The organism is Scytonema sp. PCC 10023, from assembly GCF_963920835.1.
Classification (GTDB): Bacteria; Cyanobacteriota; Cyanobacteriia; order Cyanobacteriales; family Nostocaceae; genus Kalymmatonema.
The window spans coordinates 18,312-38,859 of sequence record NZ_CAWUDP010000065.1; the positions used below are offsets into that span (position 1 = coordinate 18,312).

At 40.9% G+C, this 20,548-nt stretch carries 14 protein-coding genes; 5 read left to right on the forward strand and 9 right to left on the reverse strand.

Annotated elements, in window-relative coordinates:
• Nucleotides 1-156: 156 nt before the first annotated feature.
• From ACM0OZ_RS31705 to ACM0OZ_RS31715, 3 genes are all read right to left on the reverse strand, one after another.
• Entirely contained in the window at nucleotides 157-1,023 is an 867-nt protein-coding gene (locus tag ACM0OZ_RS31705; protein WP_414586806.1) for a hypothetical protein, read from the reverse strand.
• Nucleotides 1,004-1,723 (reverse strand): sigma-70 family RNA polymerase sigma factor, encoded by a 720-nt coding sequence (locus ACM0OZ_RS31710; RefSeq protein ID WP_414586807.1) that lies wholly within the window; start codon nucleotides 1,721-1,723, stop codon nucleotides 1,004-1,006. Before ACM0OZ_RS31710 ends, ACM0OZ_RS31705 begins: the two co-directional genes overlap by 20 nt.
• An 890-nt stretch (nucleotides 1,724-2,613) precedes the next feature.
• Nucleotides 2,614-3,048, reverse strand: a complete 435-nt coding sequence (locus ACM0OZ_RS31715; RefSeq protein ID WP_414586808.1) for a hypothetical protein — start codon at nucleotides 3,046-3,048, stop codon at nucleotides 2,614-2,616.
• A 374-nt stretch (nucleotides 3,049-3,422) separates the two neighbouring features.
• Here ACM0OZ_RS31715 and ACM0OZ_RS31720 point away from each other — a divergent pair, with 374 nt between their 5' ends.
• Complete coding sequence (locus ACM0OZ_RS31720) at nucleotides 3,423-4,184, forward strand: glycoside hydrolase family protein (RefSeq protein WP_414586809.1); 762 nt, start codon at nucleotides 3,423-3,425, stop codon at nucleotides 4,182-4,184.
• Between the two features lie 114 nt (nucleotides 4,185-4,298).
• Here the strand turns inward: ACM0OZ_RS31720 and ACM0OZ_RS31725 are convergent, their stop codons facing one another.
• The 3 genes from ACM0OZ_RS31725 to ACM0OZ_RS31735 form a co-directional block, all read right to left on the reverse strand.
• Entirely contained in the window at nucleotides 4,299-6,167 is a 1,869-nt protein-coding gene (locus ACM0OZ_RS31725; RefSeq protein WP_414586810.1) for a hypothetical protein, read from the reverse strand.
• A 78-nt stretch (nucleotides 6,168-6,245) separates the two neighbouring features.
• Complete coding sequence (locus tag ACM0OZ_RS31730; protein ID WP_414586811.1) at nucleotides 6,246-6,890, reverse strand: IS200/IS605 family accessory protein TnpB-related protein; 645 nt, start codon at nucleotides 6,888-6,890, stop codon at nucleotides 6,246-6,248.
• 1,043 nt (nucleotides 6,891-7,933) lie between these two features.
• Nucleotides 7,934-8,113 carry a hypothetical protein gene (locus ACM0OZ_RS31735; protein WP_414586812.1) on the reverse strand — a complete coding sequence of 60 codons (180 nt, stop codon included), beginning with the start codon at nucleotides 8,111-8,113 and terminating at the stop codon, nucleotides 7,934-7,936.
• A 101-nt stretch (nucleotides 8,114-8,214) separates the two neighbouring features.
• On the opposite strand from ACM0OZ_RS31735, the gene ACM0OZ_RS31740 reads away from it, so the two are divergent.
• The gene (locus ACM0OZ_RS31740; protein ID WP_096562242.1) at nucleotides 8,215-8,556 is read left to right on the forward strand and encodes a helix-turn-helix domain-containing protein; all 342 of its coding nucleotides are present in this window, start codon (nucleotides 8,215-8,217) and stop codon (nucleotides 8,554-8,556) included.
• Here ACM0OZ_RS31740 and ACM0OZ_RS31745 read toward each other — a convergent pair.
• The 3 genes from ACM0OZ_RS31745 to ACM0OZ_RS31755 form a co-directional block, all read right to left on the reverse strand.
• Entirely contained in the window at nucleotides 8,553-8,795 is a 243-nt protein-coding gene (locus ACM0OZ_RS31745) for a hypothetical protein (protein ID WP_414586814.1), read from the reverse strand. The genes ACM0OZ_RS31740 and ACM0OZ_RS31745 overlap by 4 nt on opposite strands.
• Nucleotides 8,796-10,377: 1,582 nt before the next feature.
• Nucleotides 10,378-12,639 carry a GumC family protein gene (locus ACM0OZ_RS31750; protein WP_414586815.1) on the reverse strand — a complete coding sequence of 754 codons (2,262 nt, stop codon included), beginning with the start codon at nucleotides 12,637-12,639 and terminating at the stop codon, nucleotides 10,378-10,380.
• A gap of 1,262 nt (nucleotides 12,640-13,901) precedes the next feature.
• Nucleotides 13,902-14,867 carry a ribonuclease Z gene (locus tag ACM0OZ_RS31755; protein ID WP_414586816.1) on the reverse strand — a complete coding sequence of 322 codons (966 nt, stop codon included), beginning with the start codon at nucleotides 14,865-14,867 and terminating at the stop codon, nucleotides 13,902-13,904.
• Between the two features lie 653 nt (nucleotides 14,868-15,520).
• Between ACM0OZ_RS31755 and ACM0OZ_RS31760 the strand changes: the two genes are divergently transcribed.
• The 3 genes from ACM0OZ_RS31760 (at nucleotide 15,521) to ACM0OZ_RS31770 (ending at nucleotide 20,528) form a co-directional block, all read left to right on the forward strand.
• Nucleotides 15,521-17,965 carry a CHAT domain-containing protein gene (locus ACM0OZ_RS31760; protein ID WP_414586817.1) on the forward strand — a complete coding sequence of 815 codons (2,445 nt, stop codon included), beginning with the start codon at nucleotides 15,521-15,523 and terminating at the stop codon, nucleotides 17,963-17,965.
• Between the two features lie 451 nt (nucleotides 17,966-18,416).
• The gene (locus ACM0OZ_RS31765) at nucleotides 18,417-20,351 is read left to right on the forward strand and encodes a response regulator (RefSeq protein ID WP_414586818.1); all 1,935 of its coding nucleotides are present in this window, start codon (nucleotides 18,417-18,419) and stop codon (nucleotides 20,349-20,351) included.
• The gene (locus ACM0OZ_RS31770; RefSeq protein ID WP_414586819.1) at nucleotides 20,352-20,528 is read left to right on the forward strand and encodes a hypothetical protein; all 177 of its coding nucleotides are present in this window, start codon (nucleotides 20,352-20,354) and stop codon (nucleotides 20,526-20,528) included.
• Nucleotides 20,529-20,548 lie beyond the last annotated feature (20 nt).

Genomic DNA, 20,548 nt, shown 5'->3' on the forward strand with positions numbered 1-20,548 from the left:
GAATTGATAATTAATACCTTTATAGTTCCCATAAAAAATGTTTGCCATGCGAAATGACAAACAATCTTTTCTAGATTTCATTAATTAGCTGAACTGCATCTTGGCAGTATGACAAACATTTAGCTAGAGATAAGAATCTCTTGAAACTGAAAAAAATTAAGGTTTATTGTCCACGGTTTGAACATCAAACCTTTCTTTAAGAAGAGCGATCGCATCCTCTAAACACTCCTCTGGTAAGCGAACCACTAACGCAACGAGTTTTTCTCTTGCAGATGGTTGCTTTGCAATAGTAAGAGAAGGAGTAGGAGTAGGAGTAGCAGAAGAATTCACGTCGCCAAGTTCAGATTTAAAGAATGGATAAATATCACCACTTGCAGTGCGACATTGATAACAATCACCTGTCTTGACTTCAACAACTTCTACAATTTGTCCGTGATAAGGTAACTCTGGACAATTTACCTTAAACTTCTGCTGTTGGTGTTGATTATGTCTGCTACTACCAATATTAATGGTGTTTTGGCTGTAGGTTTTCCCGTTGCGGGTAACCATACGTGTGTGACAGAGTTCAATTTCACCATTATCCTCAAGCTTTTTTCGCCAACCACGAATAGTTCCCTCATCCACACCGCAATGTTCAGCTATTTGTACGTTACTCTTGCTTACAGCATAAGGATGTTTGAGCGCTCCTATGATTGCTCGCTGCTTATCAGCATTACTTCGCTTCAAAGCTTTATGCTGATTCACCGAGTAACTATGCCATTTAGCATCCTCAAGCGTTCCGGAGCAAATCTCAACAAGAATTTTAGGCTCACCCAACTCTGAGAGGGCAGCATCGCGGTGATATCCATCTGTTAACCAGTAAGACTCACCATCATAGTAAACTAAAGCAGGTTCAAACCGAGCGCCCTTTTTCCAGTCGCGAACCAAATCTTCAATATGTTCTGGATCCAGTTTCTCTCTTGGTTGTGTTCCACCGTCTCTTCTGAGTAGCTTTCTATCAATTTCAACCAAAAGAACTTCCATAAAGCGCACTTAATGATGAGTTCAAAATAAAAATTGCTTCCTGTATTAATGCTTGAGTTTCTGCGGTTGAAATTTTTAACAATTTAGCGACTTCAACGACTTCTTTATTCAGAAGATAGCGCTCTCGAATCACAAGCCTATGCTTAGGATGAAGTTTTGCGATCGCTTCATAAAGCAGCTGAGTTGATTCCTCTTGGGTTATTGCTTCCGAATCTTCAATCAGAGGTTCATAAGGTAGCTCATCCCAGCTTACAGTTAAGCGCCGCGAAACGGTAAGTTTTAGGGATTCCCACTCTTGAGCGCTGATTCCGAGTTTAGCAGCTACATCGACTTCATTAACCTGTCTTCCTAAAGCGATAAATTGCTTTCTTAACCGCCTGATCTTACTTAGCTTTTCTATTGAAGAACGAGGAATTTTTAACTGTGATGCATTATCCCGCAAGTAGTGCTGAATTTCACCTTGGATATAAGGAACGGCGAAAGAACTAAAAGCATGTCCAAGTTCTGACTCAAAGCGCTCAACGGCTTTAAGAAGTCCAAGAAACCCTATTTGATATAAGTCTTCGTAGCTTTCGTTACATTTCTTTACCCAACGATGCACAATTTTATGAACTAATTTGCTGTGGGTTTGGGCAATCTGATTACGTCTTTGAAGTTCAATTGCGGGACTAACTCTAGTCCTGCTTTTTTCTGTGACCATAAAACTACTGTACAAAATTTTCTAAAAATATGAATAGCGCATAAGGCACTGAATCGGTAACTCGGGAAATACGGAAGCAGTGCTTTAGAGTTGCTTCATACCAAGTCGGGAATTCTGCGGAGTAAATTGCTTTAGGACTTACATAAACTCTAGGAATTCTTCGCGTTCTAGCCTACGCGCTGCGCGTTTAAGGCGTCTATGTACGATATACAGATACGCGCTAAGCGCTCCTTTCAGGTAAGCGCTTGGCAGTAGCCTGCGGCACGCCGCTGCGCGTCTACGATAGTTCTCACAACTTCTGCACGGATTGCATATAACTCCGTATAAACTTGTGGGAGTCTTAAAAAACTCTTCCTAATTGCATCCTCGGAACTTCCGAAGATGCAAAATTTTCCTTTAATCACAGTAGACTTGTTGCAAAAGCCATAAAAAGATATTTAGAACCACAGCTGCACACAGATTAATACAGATATCGCGATTCTTACTTGCATAGAATACACGCGCACGGCATTGCTGTACCCCTACAAATAACCTGTATGACATCGAGAGCATCTCAATGTATGCAAAAACACCCGCAGCGTGGAAGCCCTTGGGCGGGAGAAAAGCGCCATAGCGTTGCTGGAAAATGCAGAAAGTTGATCTGACACAAAAACCTGAGCCAAAACAATTGACTCAGGTTTTCTACAAAATATCTTGTTTGGGTTGCCACAATTAATACCAAATGGTCTTTATAGATATTACCGTGTCTCCCTTGTCTCCCTTATCCCTTCAACAATTGACAGGTTTAAACACAAATCTCTAGAAATGTTGTGTCCACCCTTCGTCATTAGCGAAGATATTAAATGTACAACCTTGTTGAACCATAAACGATTTTAGTTTTTTATACTTTTCTACAAAGGTTCTGCTATTATCCATCTTGACACAATTTCGTTTTTTACTACTGAAAAAAAGACATCTACAGCACGACCGCAAGTTTGAATCCGTCCACTTCCTCTATGATCATCTGATGATTCACTTTCACAATGAGTCAAGAAGTTGTATGAGTTTAGTAAGCGTCTTTCAATTTCATCTGTAATGGCACACGTCATTTCTACTGTTTTTGCACAGAAGTTAAGCAGTGTTTCTATTTGATTATGGTATCGTTTTAATTTTCCTATTTCAGCCACTTCTTTATTAGCAATATTTGCAGGTTTGAGTTGCTTACATTGATAGATGAATGGAAGTTTTAGCATATAGCACCCTGTGATAATTTGCCAGCAGTAAAACGTTGTTGGCTTTCTTGTATAGAATACCCTTCTAAGCAAAATTGACTCGTTGTATTTCATCTGTTAGTTATTGAAAATGAAAGTTCAAAATCGAAATTTATTTATTTTATGAAAGTAGTATTTTTCTAGATTCGCATAGCAGTGGAAATTGTATAAATAGTCAATTTTATTACTTGAATATGGCAAAGTTTTATCGTTTCCAAAAAACTTGCTTTTAACGGTATAAAACTTAATGTTATTTTCAGGTTTTTTTGAAATTCTAATTCTTTCGTTCATTCTTTTCCTCAACCTCTAATGGTTGAGAAGAAGGTTGTGAAAAAGCCAAGCTATTCGTGTTTTAGTGTCACGAAGATTGATTCTCCTGCACGGATTGCTAGAAAATCCTTCACGGAAGTGTATTACTTTCTGAAAAGTTGACTTTTGTAAGAAAAAGTATGAACCTCCAAGACATTATCAAAAGCAATCAATCACTGGATTTTGACTTTCTTCAAACTGACAAAGAACTTGCTCGCCAAATCCAAGTACGCCTGATCAATTTAGGACTACTTCAAGGTGTAGCAGATGGCGCTTATGGAGAGATCACCAAAGCATCGTTAACGGAGTTTACAAAAGCATTTAACCTTCCAGCAAAAATTAATCCACAAGTTGCTAAGCAATTAATTGAGACAAAGCAGGTAGGCGTGAGTTTAGAAAACTGCCCCTGTGCAGACACACAACTTGAAAAACTACCTTTAAAGGGAGTTGAACTTATTAAGCAGTTTGAAGGATGTTACCTAGAAGCTTATCCCGATCCTTTAACTGGTGATAAACCGATTACTATTGGTTGGGGCTGCACGAAGAGACGAGATGGAGGAGAGTGGAAATTGGGCGATCGCATCACTCAACAAGAAGCTGATGAATTACTCATACTTCAACTGACACAAGATTATTTACCAAGCCTACAAAAAATTCCTATATGGGCTGAACTTAACGAGAATCAAAAAGGAGCATTGCTTAGCTTTGCTTACAATTTAGGCAAATCATTTTTTGGTTCGCCTGACTTTCAAACCATAACTAAAGTTTTGAAAAACAGAGAATGGGAAAAGGTACCAGACGCTTTAACACTTTATTGCAACCCTGGCACAAGTGTTACAGAAGGTTTAAGGAGAAGGAGAAAAGCCGAAGGGGATATGTGGAAAGGAAAGTTGTTTAATTAAGTTGGCAGCTAGAACAAATGGGATGGGATTGTACCCGTCCTAGAAACTGGGCGGGCTGTCCGGCCCACCCCACACTCATATTGGAGAATTTATTTGTTGGGAATCTTTTACTGGTTAAACCGCCTTGAAATACTGCATATCACCCTTAAGATATGAGCGGACTTTGCCTGCTTTTTGTAATCGCCTACCAACAGAAAGGACATCTTCAATTCGCTTGCCCAATTTTAATTTCAATTCAAAGGCGCTTAGTTCCCGTAAATCTACTAGTTCTAAAAATTGATCTGCAAAATTTTTATCAGCCATATTGGGAACTGCAGCATCCAGACTAAGTGCCCACCAACAAGGTTTACCTGCTCCGGCTCCAAATCGAAAAACTTTTCTTCGAGCCTCCAAATAAGTCAATTTTTTAAGCGTTGTCCCTCTACTGACTCCAATTTGAGATGCAATTTCTGAGGTTGTTTGAGGGGTTTTGAGTAATGATATGATTGTTGCTTCTTCTTGTGTAGATAAAGGCAATTCAGTCAATGTGGTAGCTTGGCGTTTTCTAACTGGAAATGGAATCTCAGCATATGCTTTTTGAACTTGTTCTGGGTAAGCTTTTAGTACAGCTAATTTACGACAATGATCTTCTGGTATGGTTCCTGGTTCTACTCCCAAGCTGTCGCGTTCAATACGCCCGGCTTGCCACTGTTTTTGTAAATTAGAACGGCTTCCTTGAATGAAGTCACTGTTTAACAGAGCAGTCATATTTTTAAATCCAAGCTGCTCATATCCCTTCCCTTCATCCAGCAAAACTAAATAGTGGCGGATAATGTCATTGCTGCGTTTTTGAATTTTTGGTAAGGTTTTCAATTGTCTCAAATGAGAGTTAATCAAAGTGATGATTTTTTCTGCGTCTTGTTTGGAGAGCCGTCCTTCTAGAATGTGGGAGCAAAAAGGAAGATTTTTTGAGTTCATATTTGAACTTGTTGAATTCTGTTTTAAATTGTCTGCTAAAGAACTGGCTTCAGTGTTCTCCAAATGCTGCAACTCAAAAGGTAAGTTTGACAATTCCCCTTCGTTATCCCACTCAAGGATAGGACGAAGAAAATTTTCTCCATCTATTTGAGTCAAATCAACAATTGTTCTTGCTTGGCTACAGGAAGTGAGACAATTGCTTGAAATCGATTTTTCATCTTCACACAAGTTCATATTTGAACTTGTGTTGAGAGTTAAGTTATTGTTATCCGAGTTTTCTGGAGTTAATTCTAGGGGATTAACTGGTTCAGTTATTTGGGAATCTTCAAAAAAAACCCACGCGCGGGGTGTAGCACAGTCTTGGACTCCTTTGTATGTCCCAACTCGTCCTTTATACAAAACACGCTCGCCTTCAGTCAGTAAGCCAAGAATCTGCCAGCGTTTCTCTTTTTCACTTAATGACTGTAAATTTGTTGCTAACGCTGTGTTTTTGACTAAGTTCTCATCCACTATAAGGTGAAATTCACGGCTAGCTTGCAAGTCTGTGAAAGTTTGAGTTTGCTTTTCCCAGGAATCACCATGAGGGGATATAATTTTGATTGATATCCCTCTTCCATTTATTGAGAAGTGTGCTTTATAATCTTTGTAATCCTCTTCAAAGACTCGAAAGCTTTGGATCACTGAAAGTTGGTAAAGGCGTTGCTGTAAAAGCTTGATTCTGTAATCTCTTTCTTCTTTGGAAATTTTCCCTAATTTCTGAATTGCCTTCTCCGACTCTTCTAGTTGAGGAATGTCTTCGATGTTTGTTTCGGCAAGAATTTCGGAAAATTTGAAATTCTCTTCTAAAGTCAGTAGCGAAACAATATCAGTAGGCTTTTGTATTAGCGGTAAAGATGTCATAATTGTTGAAAGTTTTTTTTGGTTAGCTTGCCGCTTTATGCGGCTTTTTTTTTGAGAAGTCGTCAACAAGCAGCTCATACGCAGTTCGTTGGTTTGAGCAGAGATTTTGTGCTTTAGAAAGGACATCCTGAAAACCTCAGGTTAGGAGTCCACAAATGAAAGAATGTTTCGTTTGGCTTAAGGAAAGCAGTCAATTAAGGAATTCTAAGCTGTTCGTACGGGTGCAGCTTCAGTCACGTCTCTGCGCTTTTTAACTTTGGTTTCCCAGACATGAAGCCTAGGCGGCACAATCAATAATGCCTTACAAGGCTTAGCTAAGTTAAGTCCTAGCTGTAACTCTAGTTTTGTTAAAATGTTAGCTGCATTGTTAGCGTCAGCGTTGATAACTCTACCCACACTTGTACGGAACATCCCACGTTTAAGTCGTTTCTCCTTAAATACCAATCTGTTGGGTTTTTCACCATATTTAGATAGTGGATGAGTGTTTAGGAATGATGCTTGAGATATGTAAGCCTCCTCAATCTCTACAAACTGCATCCCGTAGTACTCGCACAGTTGCTTGATATGGTTTTTAAGTCTTGCAGTTAGTAGTTGCATAAACCGTTGATTGGTTTTAGTTGCCAAATTCGAGTTTTGCTTAACTCCGGTATTCCATCCAAAAACCTCGGTTTTAATGTTGTGTTCAAGACAGTAGTCCATGACTAGTCTTGCAGATTTATTGAGAGTATCTCGCATTTGGCGGTTACGCTTGGAGGTTATACGTGCACTCCTCACACTCCAGAAACCTTGAGGTTTAGGGTGTTTGATAGTTGCAACCTTTTTGTTGTATGGTTGATTTTGTGATTTCATTTTGCCCTTCAATAGTAAAGATTGTTCCAACATTGCTAATACAGGTTAGTCAATTGACGGTTTGTGCATCAATGCCAAGAGGGTTGTTTTGATCTAGGCTTATTCAGTACGGGTTCTAGCTAACCATTAAGGTTTAACAAAACTTGGTGATATTCATACACTAATTAACCACCTCCTTGTTATTTGAGATTTCATGGTAGTAAACTAATAGACTGCTTGCATAAGTAGATTTGATGTACGTCCATCTGTTACAGGCTGCGGTTAATTATTCATTTTTTTGGAATGAATGCAAGAAGTCTAATATTTATGACTAGATATAACACCACCAAAAAACAAAAATTGGGTTTTACACCATTTAGTGAGAAAGCACGAGATTGGCACTTTTAGATATTTACATATTAAAGTGTCCACACTTACAGGGTAAACACGTAAGTGTATTTTTTCGGAATCTTGCGCTTAGCCGTAAAAACCGAGATTAAGGAACAATCTGCGCGAGCAAGTTACATAATTTTTCTTGACTTTTCTCGCTAAATTAAGGCTTTGAGTTTGATGCTGAGTGAAGAAATGACATCGACTTTTTTTGTGCAAAATGTCAGTTTCTCTCCTTTGACTTTTTTTGGCCAAGAGCGGAAGATTCACGCTGATAAAATACTGGCAGACAGGCTATATGCCTGTGATGGAGGCTTTTATCCCCGCTGTTGAAAAACGGGGCTTTGAGGCTAGTTTCTTGTCATGCGCGATCTAACTTGGGTAAGTCCTACCTTCTAGATTTTGGCGAAGCAAGTGCTTAATCCTAACCGCGCCTGGAGGCAAGCGCAAAGGGTACCCTGGACGAACGAAAGACAATATGTGAAGATGCATAGTGTTGTCTGTTTATCGTTGCTGAATGGTACTAAAAGCAAGTGAATTCTATTTGTAGGAAATGGTCACTAAAGCTATTGGTTTGTTACAAAAGACAAGGGATTACAAGGCTTTTTTTAGAGAAATCTGTCTTAAGTTGAATGACGATGATGAATCATTTGGTTATCACTCCTTTTATAAGGTTAATTAAAGGTTGTGCCTGCTCGGTGCTCTACTTTGTTGAGATATTCAACAATGGCTGCTTCGACGACTCGACCTTTCCACATTGCTTGTTGCTGGGCAAACTCATGTAACCTTTGGGCTACAGTTCTGTCAATGTATACGTTTACATTGATTCTTTCTGTTTCTGTCGCTCTAGCCATATACTATTAAAAAGAACTTACCACTGTTGATAAGTACATTTATAACTTGAAATCAGAGTAAGTGCAACGTCATTATAGAGATTTATTATTGAAAGATGCTTATGGATAGTGACGCCCGAACTAAGTTAGCAGAAGCTATCAAGAAAGCCAGGGGAGACAGAAGCCAGAGGAAGTTTGCTAAGGATTTGGGCGTAAGCTATGTGACTATACAACTCTGGGAACGAGGAGAAGTCATTCCAGATTTGGCAAACTTGGAGGCGATCGCCACTTCTCGTGGACAAACCCTTGAGCAGTTGCTTGCTGAAATCAGAGGACAAGCAACTGAGGTAACCCATAAACCAAAAGTGGCGGAGGATGTAATTCCTACCGCCAGACAGTTATCCAAAAAGGAGTGTGTTCGTTTGATTAAGCTTTTGCTTGATGAGGTGAGTGCAGAATCTTAGTCGTAGCCGCTTTCTACAATTTGTTCAAGGCATTTGACGACTTCTTCAAATTTCTCCTCATCATTTTGAAAAAACCAATCTGTGAACGCTTCTAGCACCTCTTTTTGTGTGTAGCCTGCTGTAAAAGCAGTATCTACAAAGACGAAGACGCACTCTCTAAGAGTGCGCCTGCGCTCGTTGGCAAATAATTCCTGAAAAGGATTGTAGATTTCGGCACCCTGAGAATTATGACTTTGCATCGTAATCTTAATCTGCTGTACTGGTAGATTTTTAGCCTGTGGAAAATCAGAATTTATGCACAGGCTATTTTTTAAGTTACAAAAGGCACAAGTATGGAAGCACTCTACCTGAGGATAGATGTGGAGTTAAAGTTATTTATTTGTCAAGGTTCGGTTATTTTGGACACTTATCTAAACTGACGTTGTAGTTAGACTATGAGTTGGATTTTCTCATTTAGTTATTTTTTTCCCTAAAAGAAAAAACCCAAGAATGATTTGCTGTTTTTAATTTCCTTATCAGTTGTTCCTCTACGACTCCCGTTTGTTATTTTGTAGGGGAAAACGCCGCTTCTTAAACTCCCTCTACAATCCTGAGCGAAAGTAGGGAAGTCAAAAGCGCTTTCATGAAATCAAGACCTTACTTAAAAAAGCAAATAATTCAGTATATGCAGTTGTTCGGTGAAGGGTATGAGGTATCACACCCTACACTCGGTGCTGGAATTTTGTTTAGGGCGACTCCAGCCAGTCAACTTTCACTGTTTTAAGCAAGAATCGGTTCTTTTCTGGCGAACACTACTCTCGCTTAAGCGCATGGTTACAAAGTTCCATTCATAGCAAGTTGCGTTCATAAATCTTATTGTGTCTGCCTTGAACTTTTCAGACATCCTCTTATGCATAAGCGCCAGGACTTACGCAAAATGATGAAGAAACGTAGACGCGTAGCGGCGTGCCGCAGGCTACCACGAAGGACGCACTCGTACACGTTCGCGTAGCGTGCGCTGTCTTCGCATAGAAATAAGAGTTTCAGAGAGTTCTTGCGTAAGTTCTAAGCGCATCTTCATACAGAATTGGTGTAAGGAGATTTATAACTTATTTCGCTATGTTTTTATAGTAAAAAGATTATTTGATACTCTTCTACCACATAAGTTTTATATTTTGGAAATATCTTGTGTCTTTTTTGTAGTTTGGATACTTTATATAAAATGAGTATAAGTTCAAATTTGAACTTATATAAATAATAAATAAGCTGCTGATTTTCACGCTTGAATATCAGCAGCAATACCAGGAGTGTTTATGTTGCCAATGCTATTATCTTCGATGATTTTAAGGTGGCATCGTAATAGTTGGTTCTATTACTGATACTACCTCCAAGGAAGTTCTCCACACCCTTCGAGGTGTCACAGAAGCCTACACGCTCCCCGTTAGGGAAGTGTAGGAGCGTCACTAGCTCGCAAAGTTTTCTAGAACCCTTATGAGCCGTTCATTTGAGCCCATACGTGACAATTTCAGACGGTATTAATTTTGTCAATTCGTAATATTACTTAAATTTTAGTAAAATACTAGGTTTAAATTTAGCTCAAAACTGTATTTTTAGAGCAAGAATGATGCGTTTAAATCCGCTCGCGATCAGCTCTGCTGCTGCCCTTTGGGCGATCGCTTCCCTAAAAATTGTGTTTCCCACCCCGATTTTCGCCAATATTTTAAGTATGAGTACTTATTGACAAATCAACCGTAGCCTTAACTTGTTAGCAATGGACACAACCCATCGTTTTTCGGTTGACTGATCCCCTAGCGGTGCTTGCACCATATCTGCATGAGATACTTACAGCGAACGCTTCGTTCCATTAGCAATAATCCCAATCAGATTCAAGTTCCTCAAGATTTCTGTCGCTTGTATCAGTTCATTACGGGTCACTTGATCCATGCGCCCTACCATGACAATGCCATGACACAGAGATGCCACAATCCTGGCATCAACTGTGCTGAGAATGGCAGAAGTATCTATGAGCACAACGTCATAAGTTTGCTCGAAAAACTCAAGCAGTTCTTTCATCCGTGCAGAACTTAATAGCTTAACTGTATCTTCTGGTGTAGGTCCAGCAGCCAAAACATCAATAGAGGGATGAATGGGCTGGATGTATTCCTTAACTGAGGAATTTGTTTCCTCAACTAACAACAGGGATAATCCCCAATCATTGGTTAATCCCAAGATTTTGTGGAGGTTGGGCTGTCGCAGGTTGGCATCAATCAATAGAACCCGTTGATGCATCCTTGCAGCGCTCACTGCAAGTCCCAGCGCCAAGGTTGACTTCCCTTCTCCTGATAGTGCTGAAGTCAACATCAGAGACTTGTAGGGAACAGAAGGCTTTGATATTTGAATGTTTTGGTACGCCATATCGAGCGTTTCATGGGAGGGCAATAAGGCGTAGACGTTAAGTTGCTTTTCGTCAGATATGGCTTCTTTTGAGAAGCCAGCAAGTACTCGTTGCAAAGGCAGGCGGAACAACCTCTTTTTGGTACTTAGGAGTGAAATTTCTGGAATTGTCCCTAGTAAACGCAGGTTTGTCAGCCTCTGTAACTCTTCTGGAGAAAAGATGGCATTGTTAGAGATTTCTGACATCAAGGCGGTTGTCACCCCGAAAATTGGTGCTAATAAGATTCCCCCAAGTAATATTAATAGCTTACTGCTACCCAAATATGTTCCCCGTTGGGGTTCTTCCAATACTTGCAAATCAAACCCTCCCTGAGCAATCATCAACCCTAAAGATTGTTGCATTGCCATCAGTTGCTCAAGTGTTTTACGATTTGTTTCCACTTCTGGCAGCAGGCGGTTGTACTCTGCTATTAAACTAGGATATTTGCTAAGCTCGGCGCGAATTTGCGCTTCTGAATTAGCGAGGCTCTTTTCATTGGCACGCAGTCCCAAGACATTTGTCTGTACCTGAATTAGCTCTTCCATAAGCTTCAAGTCAACTTCTGCGACTTGCCCTCCCGTCAGTAGTGCTTCTTCTGTACCCAATTGTTTCTCTTGGAACAAATCAGCTGAGATTGCTTGCACTGCTTTGTCTCCTAGCGATCGCTTAATCTCCTCTTGTAGTAACGCCACTTGACTACGCCGCTGCTGTATCAGTTTTTGAACTTCTGGATAGTCATCTGTATAGCGCAACCGCTCCTGAGTTAAAGCCAAGTCAGTCTTTTGAACCTCATTAAGTAGTGTTTGGTAGCGAGTTGACTGACTCAGACGAAAGGAGATAAGTGCATTCTCGGGTAAGAACGACAATTCTTGTTTTAAGTTGTCGTAACGAGCTTGTAAGTCTTTAAGCTGTGCGCGAGTGATGAAGAGCTGTTTCTTAATATCAGCAAGAGATTCCAGAAGAATTTTGCTTTGCACCTCTGGGTTGAGTAAATGATGTTTTTTGCGGAACTGTTCTAAATTTTTCTCAGCTTGAACCATTTTCTCTTTGACCTTAGGCAGTCTTTCGTTGAGCAAAGAAAGCTTTTTAGAAAGGCTCTGTTTTCGTAGCTCTATGTTATGTTCTTGATAGACATTTTGTAGAGTCTGAAGAACCTTTTGTGTTCTCGTTGGATCCTTGTCCTTAAAAGACATTTCAAAGACTTGATGAATGACTTTATTCTCTGCTATTTGCCGCTCTAATAAATTGATAGCCAAAGGACTTTGTTGACCCTTCTTGCCCTTAATATCTTCTACTGTCAAATATGGATAATCAGAACGTAGCAAATTCACTGCCTTCTGAATCAACGTGGAACCCAGCATCAGTTTATGCTGAAGAGTGTAGTCAATCATGTCAACATTAGGGTTAAGAAAATTGCTTTCTACACCTTCTTGGATATGACTTGATCCTACCCCTTCATTAAGCTGAGAACTCACCAGTATCTGTATAGTACTTTGATACGTCGGTTTTGCAGTTAAAGCCAGAAGGCTAGCAACCGACATGACTACGCCAGAAACACCCAAGATTTGCAAGCGTCGGCGAAGCAGAATTGTAGAGAGTTTTCTGCTCTTAACCTTGCTTTGTGGGGAAGCAATAACGATTTGCCCACGCTTCAGACTAATGTCAGCCACAATCAAAGTCCTCTTAATTATACCGAATTACTTTTTCTACAAGATGGTGAGAAAATTTTTTTAGGAGTTCAAACAAGTGCAGGAGGGAGTCGCTCACTAGACATTTATTCTTAACTTTTGTGACCGAAGCGCAGCTAGGAACTCAGAACTCAGAACTCAGTAGTCAGCTTGGAGGAATAAGTAAAAGGATCTGAGCCGCCCAACTCTGTTATGGCATATGAAAAAGACGAGTTTAGGACACGTAGTGCGTAAGCGCAAAGCGCAGGACCCCTCACGCGCAGCGTGCCCGCTTTCTCTTAGAAACAAGGCGTCCGCACTTTAAATCCCCGCGCATTTTATGGGGATGTCCGGTTCTGTGTTCTGCGTTCTGACAACTGAGTTCTTCTTAATTCATAAACTCCTTCTTTTATTCCTACACCATACACGATTTTAACTTGGAGATAACATTGCTCTTAATTTTCACTCATAAGTTCAAAAGTAAGACATAGATTGCTAATGGCTCTCTCTGACTTGGGACAACATCCACCAAAAATAGCAAATCTTTTTTCAGACTACAACACTTGGAAGATGTCACCTCTGCTGATTTTTTTTAGTTTCATTTCAACCTAAGTGACAAGATAGAGATAGTCAACCCATTTTGCCTATCTTTACCATATCGTTACTAGTCGAGCTTTTTTGGCTTTCTACTTATTTTATAAGCTTTTTATACAATGATTGGGTTAGTTTTCCTTTGGTGATAAATCTTGCGACGGTTACAAAAGTAGAACATACTTAATGTTGTACTCTGCTTAAGCGTATTTAGTATTTCAAGATACTTGTGACTACACCGAGACATATCTACGTTTTGAAATTTTGCTATTAACTCTAAATGCTTATTATAACAAGATAAGTAAAGCGAATATTTAAATATCTGGCGTTAAACAATAATAGAATGAGTGGTTCAATGGTAACAGGCAAGTATGTGTAATATTTTTGTGTGAGTCACAGTTTGATAAAGATGACAATGGTATACAGAATGTTTGCTATCAAGCAACTTAAAAGCTTGATATTTGTCTATTTCCATTTATATATTTGTGTATTAATTTACTAAAGAAGAGATAAAAGACTGACAATTTTTCAATTTTATTGACCTTATCAATTAAAGATTTCGTAAAAATGAGAGAAAATGGGCGGAAAATAAAGAGATTCCCTTGTGTTGAGGAAATCTCTCATACTAAGCCCGTGAAAGCATCTAGATGTAGGATGCGTTTTTATGGCTGCATTTAAGCGATCGCCTCAGTCTTATGTAACTCCTTGTCCCGCCGCCTTGGTACTTCATAAGTCATAAAATCATATGCCATCTCTGTGTTAGGAAAAATAGCACGAGCTTCCTCAAGTAAATCTTTCAACTCTATTGCATTTCCAGGAGCATAGCGGGGACTAAAATGTGTCATAATCAGTCGGCGCGCTCCGGCGGCTAAAGCGGTTTGCGCCGCCATTGTGGTTGTGGAATGCAACCTTTGAAAAGCCATATCTGCATCTTGATGGGCGAAGGTCGCTTCATGAATTAATACATCTGCATCCTGTGCCAATTCCACAGCGCCATCACAATAAACTGTGTCTGTACAATAAGCAATTTTGCGTCCAATTTCTGTCGGTCCACACAGTTCCTGACCGTTAATCACTCGCCCATCAGCAAGGGTCACTACTTCACCGCGTTTGAGTTGACCGTAAATGCGACCGGGAGGAATTTGCAACGCCTTGGCTTTTTCTACATCAAAACGTCCTGCTCGGTCTTTCTCACAGACGCGGTAGCCAAAGGAGGTCACGCGATGATGCAAAAGACCACATGTTACAGTGAATTCATCATCTTCGTAAATCACCCCTGGACGTACAGCGTGAACTTTGACAGGATAGGAAAAGTGAGTATGAGAGTAACGCGAGGCGGCTTGCAAGTAGTCATTTAATCCAGGTGGACCATAGATATCAACACGTTGTACATTTCCAGCTAACCCGCAACTAGCCAGAAGACCCATTAAGCCAAAAATATGGTCGCCGTGCATATGGGTGATAAAAATTCGGGAGAGTTGGCTACTTTTTAGGTCACTCCGCAAAAGTTGATGCTGAGTCCCTTCGCCACAGTCGAATAACCACATCTGAGCTCGTTGTGGTAATCTCAGGGCGACACTGGAAACGTTGCGCGATCGCGTAGGTACACCGGAACTCGTCCCTAGAAATGTTATCTGCACAGCCTTATTTTGCCTTCCTGTTGCTGAATTTGGCTTTCTACTCTCTATAGTGGCACGGAAAAAAGCAAATTTCTTTTGCCAGAAAGTCTCCCTCAGTAGAAATCACATTGTTTGGGAATCTCAGGAAAATAACAGTATTCTTATTTTTTGTATAACAATATACTTTTTCCTTTTTGTTAGGACTTACGCACTGTACAGGTTGAGCATCATGTGTATAAACGCGCATTCAATGGTTTGCGACCACAACGGGTGGGCAGTGCCCTAAACTTATGTCCAGCTCATTAGGTTTTACTCAGCACTGCCCACCCTACAGTCTTAACTACTGACTTAACTTTTGTTCATCTCAGTATTTCTACGAAATGAGATATTTTTTCCATGTTTTTTTCAGTAATATTTTCAGTATTTATGAAAAGTTATCACCACTTTAAAACATAGATTTTTTGCATTTAAAATGTTTATTTTAACCCAACATTTACAAGAATTAAGTCACAATGACAATCATAAGTTTCAAAATAAAAATCAATGGAAAAGCCATAAACAGACAGATTTCGGGCGCTGCAGCAAACAGTTCCCTTTGCGAATTCCTGATATAAGTCCTGCATTGGAGTGCTTGCCAAATTTGTCCAAAACTTATATATGATCAAAGCACTTTTATGCCAAGCAAACACCAGATATCTAGTGTCCGTCGCTCATTAAAACTGATATTATTGTGCAGTCTTTCATTTATCTTATGGCTGAATCACACTCCATTATCACCTTGGCGATGGGGAGTTGGGGACGCAGTAACGGCAGAAACTCGCGATGCTAGTCAACTGGTGCAGCAGATACAAGAAACCAAACAGGCTATTGCTTACTATCGCCAAACCAAAAATTGGCTACAGGTAGGGCAAATGCTTACCCAGCAAGCTCAAGCTTATAAGAACTTAGGGCAACCAATAGCGGCGATCGCTCTTTTAAACAGTGTGTTGCAAATTGCTCGTACCCATAACAATAGTGTCTTAGAAGCATTGGCTTTGAGCAGTCGAGGGGAAGCTTATCAACAAAAAGGTGATTACAAGCAAGCAATTACAGATTTACAGGATAGCTTAAAAATTGCTAATACAATTAAAAACTCTGTCTCTCGTGCTTCTGCTTTAAAAAATTTAGGAAATACATACATAAGCCTTGCTCAAGTAAATTATCTTCGTGCAAATTCCGCTGTGGAATTAGGTGATGATGACGATGCGGATATATTAAGAGAACAAGGTTTTAATTATGATTACCAAGCTTTAAAATACTTCCAGAAAAGCCTTATTATTACCCGTCAGCACAAGAATAAGCTAGAGGAAATACGCTTAATTATAAATTCGATTCTGCCTGCAAAGCGCACCAAACAATCAAACTTAGTTAAAGCAAAATTGCAAGAAGCTTTAGTGTTGCTAGAACAACTACCAGATTCACAAGATAAAGTTTATGCAGTTCTTGAATTAGCTAAATTTGCACAAGCTTTGGATAATGATGTCACTTTCTCCTTATTTAAATGCCCAGAACCAATTTTAGAGACAGAATACATCACATCTCAACAGCTACTTCAGCAAGCCGTTTCAATTGCTCAACGTTTGCCAGATAATCGCGCTTTATCTTTTGCTTTGGGTCATCTTGCTCATCTTTCTGAGTGTCGCCATAATTACGAGCAAGCACTCAAGTTAAATCGTGAAGCAGAGTCTGTTGCTGAAAAGGTGAATGCTAAAGATAGTTTGTATTTGTGGAAGTGGCAAGTTGCTCGCATTTTAAAAGCACAAAATAAACCTCTCAAGGCAATCACAGCTTATAAAGCAGCTATTACTACTTTAAAGTTGCTCCGCAGTCGTCATGTCATTTTTGATTCAAATGTACAAGAGCCTGAGCAGGACTATTTTGAAATTATTTACCGCCAACTGATTGAACTAAAATTAAGTTTAGTAGAAGCTGCATCTAAAAACAATAATTCTAAACTGAGTGATATACTAACCAACATTGAAGCTTTAAAACTGGTAGAACTGCAAAATTACTTCGGGAAATCTTTCTTAACACCAGTTCATAAAAAAAGAGTTGAAGCAGATACAGATAAAACAACCGCTGTCTTTTACTCGATTATCTTGGAAAACCGTATTGCGATTATAGTGAGTCTTCCTAACAGTGAAAAGCACTTGAAGTGGATATATATTGATAGAAAAAGCCTAAGACAACAAATCAACGAATTTCGTAGAGGTTTAGAGAGACGTAGTAGCATAATTTACAACTCCCAAGAAGCACAGAGTCTGTACGACTCGATAGTTCGTCCTTTCGCCAAAGATTTAGATTCATTGCACGTTAAAACTCTGGTTTTTATCAATGATGGAATTCTTCGCACTGTACCAATGGCGGCGCTGCATGATGGTGAGGAATTCTTGGTTCAGAGATATGCGATCGCCACAACCCCCAGCCTAACCTTAATAAATACTAAAAAAGTGAACCATGAAAATCTACGGGTGCTAGCTGTAGGGTTAACCAAAAATGCGGTAGTTGATGGTCGAACATATGAGGCGCTAACAAACGTCAGACAAGAAATTAATCAAGTTGTGGCGCAAATTCCCGATAGCAAGCAATTATTGGATGAGAATTTTACATACGCTCATCTGCACGCTGAATTGAGCCAAATTGCTTACTCTATTATTCATATTGCCACTCACGGTACCTTCGGCACACTTCCCGAAGATACCTTCCTCGTCACAGGCAATAATGACAAGCTTACTATAACTGACCTAGATAATATGATTGGTACTGTTGCTAGCCGTTCTAAGTTAGTAGATTTACTGGTGCTGACTGCGTGTGAAACTGCTATTGGAGATAACCGTGTTGGTCTTGGTTTGGCTGGTGTGGTGGGAAACGCGAGTGTGAAAAGTGTTCTCGCTTCCCTTTGGTCGATTAATGATGCTGCTACTGTCACTTTAGTGAAAAAATTTTATGCAGAATGGTACCAGAACAGAGTGAGTAAAGCGGAGGCTTTGCGTAGGGCGCAACAGACACTGATTTCTAGTCGTAAGTATGCCCATCCCTACTACTGGGCACCATTCATCCTCGTGGGTAATTGGCTGTAGGTAGGGTTTTTCACATCTTGCACCAGTTGCTTTCTTGCAATTTTTTTCGGGTGGGCACTGCCTAACTTTCCGAAAACCCTTATTTTTACGTTGTGAACAGTGCCCACCCGAAGAGTTTTGAGAATGGTGCAAGATTTCAGGCTTCCTATTAGGCGAACGTTAACTATAGCGGTAAGAACCCGGAGTAAGGTACACAAAGAAATAATGAACCACAGATGGACTCTTGCGTGTGTTGCGGAGCCAGCGCTGCAGGAGGGTTTCCCGACAGCAGGCGATTGGCGTTGGGGTTCCCCCCGTTGTTCGCGCAGCGTCTCCGCAGGAGATAGCAACTGCCGTACAGATGGACACAGATAAATAATTACTTCATTCAATTGAATTGCGGTACATATCATAAATCTACTGAAACTGATAATATCAATCTATAAAACTGATATGTACATTTGTTAAAATTGTGAAAATTCTGCTGGTAGAGGACGATCGCCCAACGGCAGCAGTGCTTTATGAGGTTCTCACGGTTCAGTACTACACGGTTGAACTAGCAACGGATGGTGAAAATGGGTTGGCATTAGCAACATCATGTAATTTTGACTTGATCTTGTTGGATCTGCTGATTCCCAAACTCGATGGGATTAGCCTTTGCCGTCAACTTCGCGCTCAGGGAGTTCAAACACCGATTCTCTTACTCACCGCCAAAGATCAGAGTGCTGATGTGGTCAAGGGATTAGATGCGGGCGCAGACGATTATCTCACCAAACCCTACGAGTTGTCTGAGTTGCTAGCACGGATGCGGGCGTTGCTGCGTAGAGGACAGACCGAGCTAGTGCCTACAGTACTGACTTGGGAGAATCTTTGCGTCAATCCCGTCTCGGCAGAAGTCACTTACAAAGGGCAACTTATATCTCTAACCCCCAAGGAATATAGCCTGCTGGGGCTGTTCTTGCGTAATCCGCAACGTGTCTTTAGCCGCTGTGACATCATTGATCGCCTCTGGTCAATTGATGCCATACCTAGCGAAGGAACTGTCACGAATCTGATTAAAGACTTGCGGCAAAAGCTAAAGGGCGCGGGAATGTTTGCCGATCTACTCGAAACCGTCTATGGCTTGGGCTATCGACTTAAGGCTCCACCCAAGAGTGAGGGAGCAAAGGGTGTGTTGTCTAGTGAACAGGGCGAACAGACACACAGACTTGGAAAAGCAGGGAAAGGAAAACGTCAAATGGGTCTTGCTTCAGTCAACAAAGTCATAGAACGTTACAAAGATACGTTTGCCGAACGAGTGATTTTGCTAGAGCAAGTAGAACTTGCCTTGCGCTTCGGGAAATTACAGCCCGAACTCCGCCACCGTGCAAGCGACGAAGCACACAAGCTGACAGGGACGCTAGGATCGTTTGGCTACGAGACGGGATCGAAGTTAACGCAGGCGATTGAACATCTCCTGATGGGCGACAAGCCTTTAGCGGCAAAGGAAGCTTCCCAACTCTCAAAACTTGTTACCGAACTCAAAGAGGCGCTCAGCAAACCTCCCACGCCACTAACCGAAGAACAGCTTGAGCCAACTCAGATTCCTCTGGTGCTGGTCATCGATGATGAATCCTTGACCAATCAACTGAAAACCGAGGCGACGAATTGGGGAGTGCGGATTGAAGTTGCTCCCAATTGGGCGATTGCCTCTGGCACTGCGCTCTCTTGCATCGCTCAAAAGCAGATTTCTCAATCTCCCAACGCTGTTTTGCTCAATCTCAATAAGCAAGATCCGCTTGAAAACAGTTTAAAAAAGCTGCAAAAACTCAAGGAGCAGCTTCCCACCACGCCAATTTTGGTGATAGGTGAGCAAGACAATCTAACACAGCGAGTTGCTGTTTCTCGTTTGGGAGCACACCGATTTCTGCACAAGCCAGTCGCCGCTGCCGAAGTATTTGAGGCGATCGCTCAAGTCCTGCCTCAATCTCAAGCCCCCCAAGCCAAAGTGATGATTTTAGACGACGATCCGGTAGCGCTGGAGCTATTGAGCAATCTGCTGCAACCTTGGGGGTTAAGGGTGAAGACCTTGCAAGACCCTCAACAATTTTGGGAGGTGCTAATTGCCACATTGCCTGATATACTGGTTATCGACTTGGAAATGCCAACATACAGTGGCATTGACTTGTGCCGCGTAGTGCGTCAAGATGCAAACTGGGGGAATTTGCCGGTACTGGTTGTTACTGCTCATACAGATTTAGAATCGATTCAGCAAGTGTTTGCGGCGGGAGCCGATGATTTTATCGGCAAGCCCGTGGTGGGACCGGAGTTAGTGACCCGTGTCATCAGTCGCATTGATCGCTCCCGCTTACAGCAAGAACTAAGAACCCTAAAGTGGAGGATTGGAACTTCAGGAACTTTTACTTGAGTGATACTTCCCAATCTTGTTGGAAAGAGGCTACGCCAACGCCATAACCCGAAGGTTCCTCTACGCCTCGCTCTCACCGTTCCCTTTCTGCTGCTAATAACTGGCTCTGTAGGAATTGTGGGTTATCTATCTTGGCTGTATGGACAACAGGCGGTGCAGGAGCTTGGCTATCAATAGGATGCATCAAGTGAGCAATG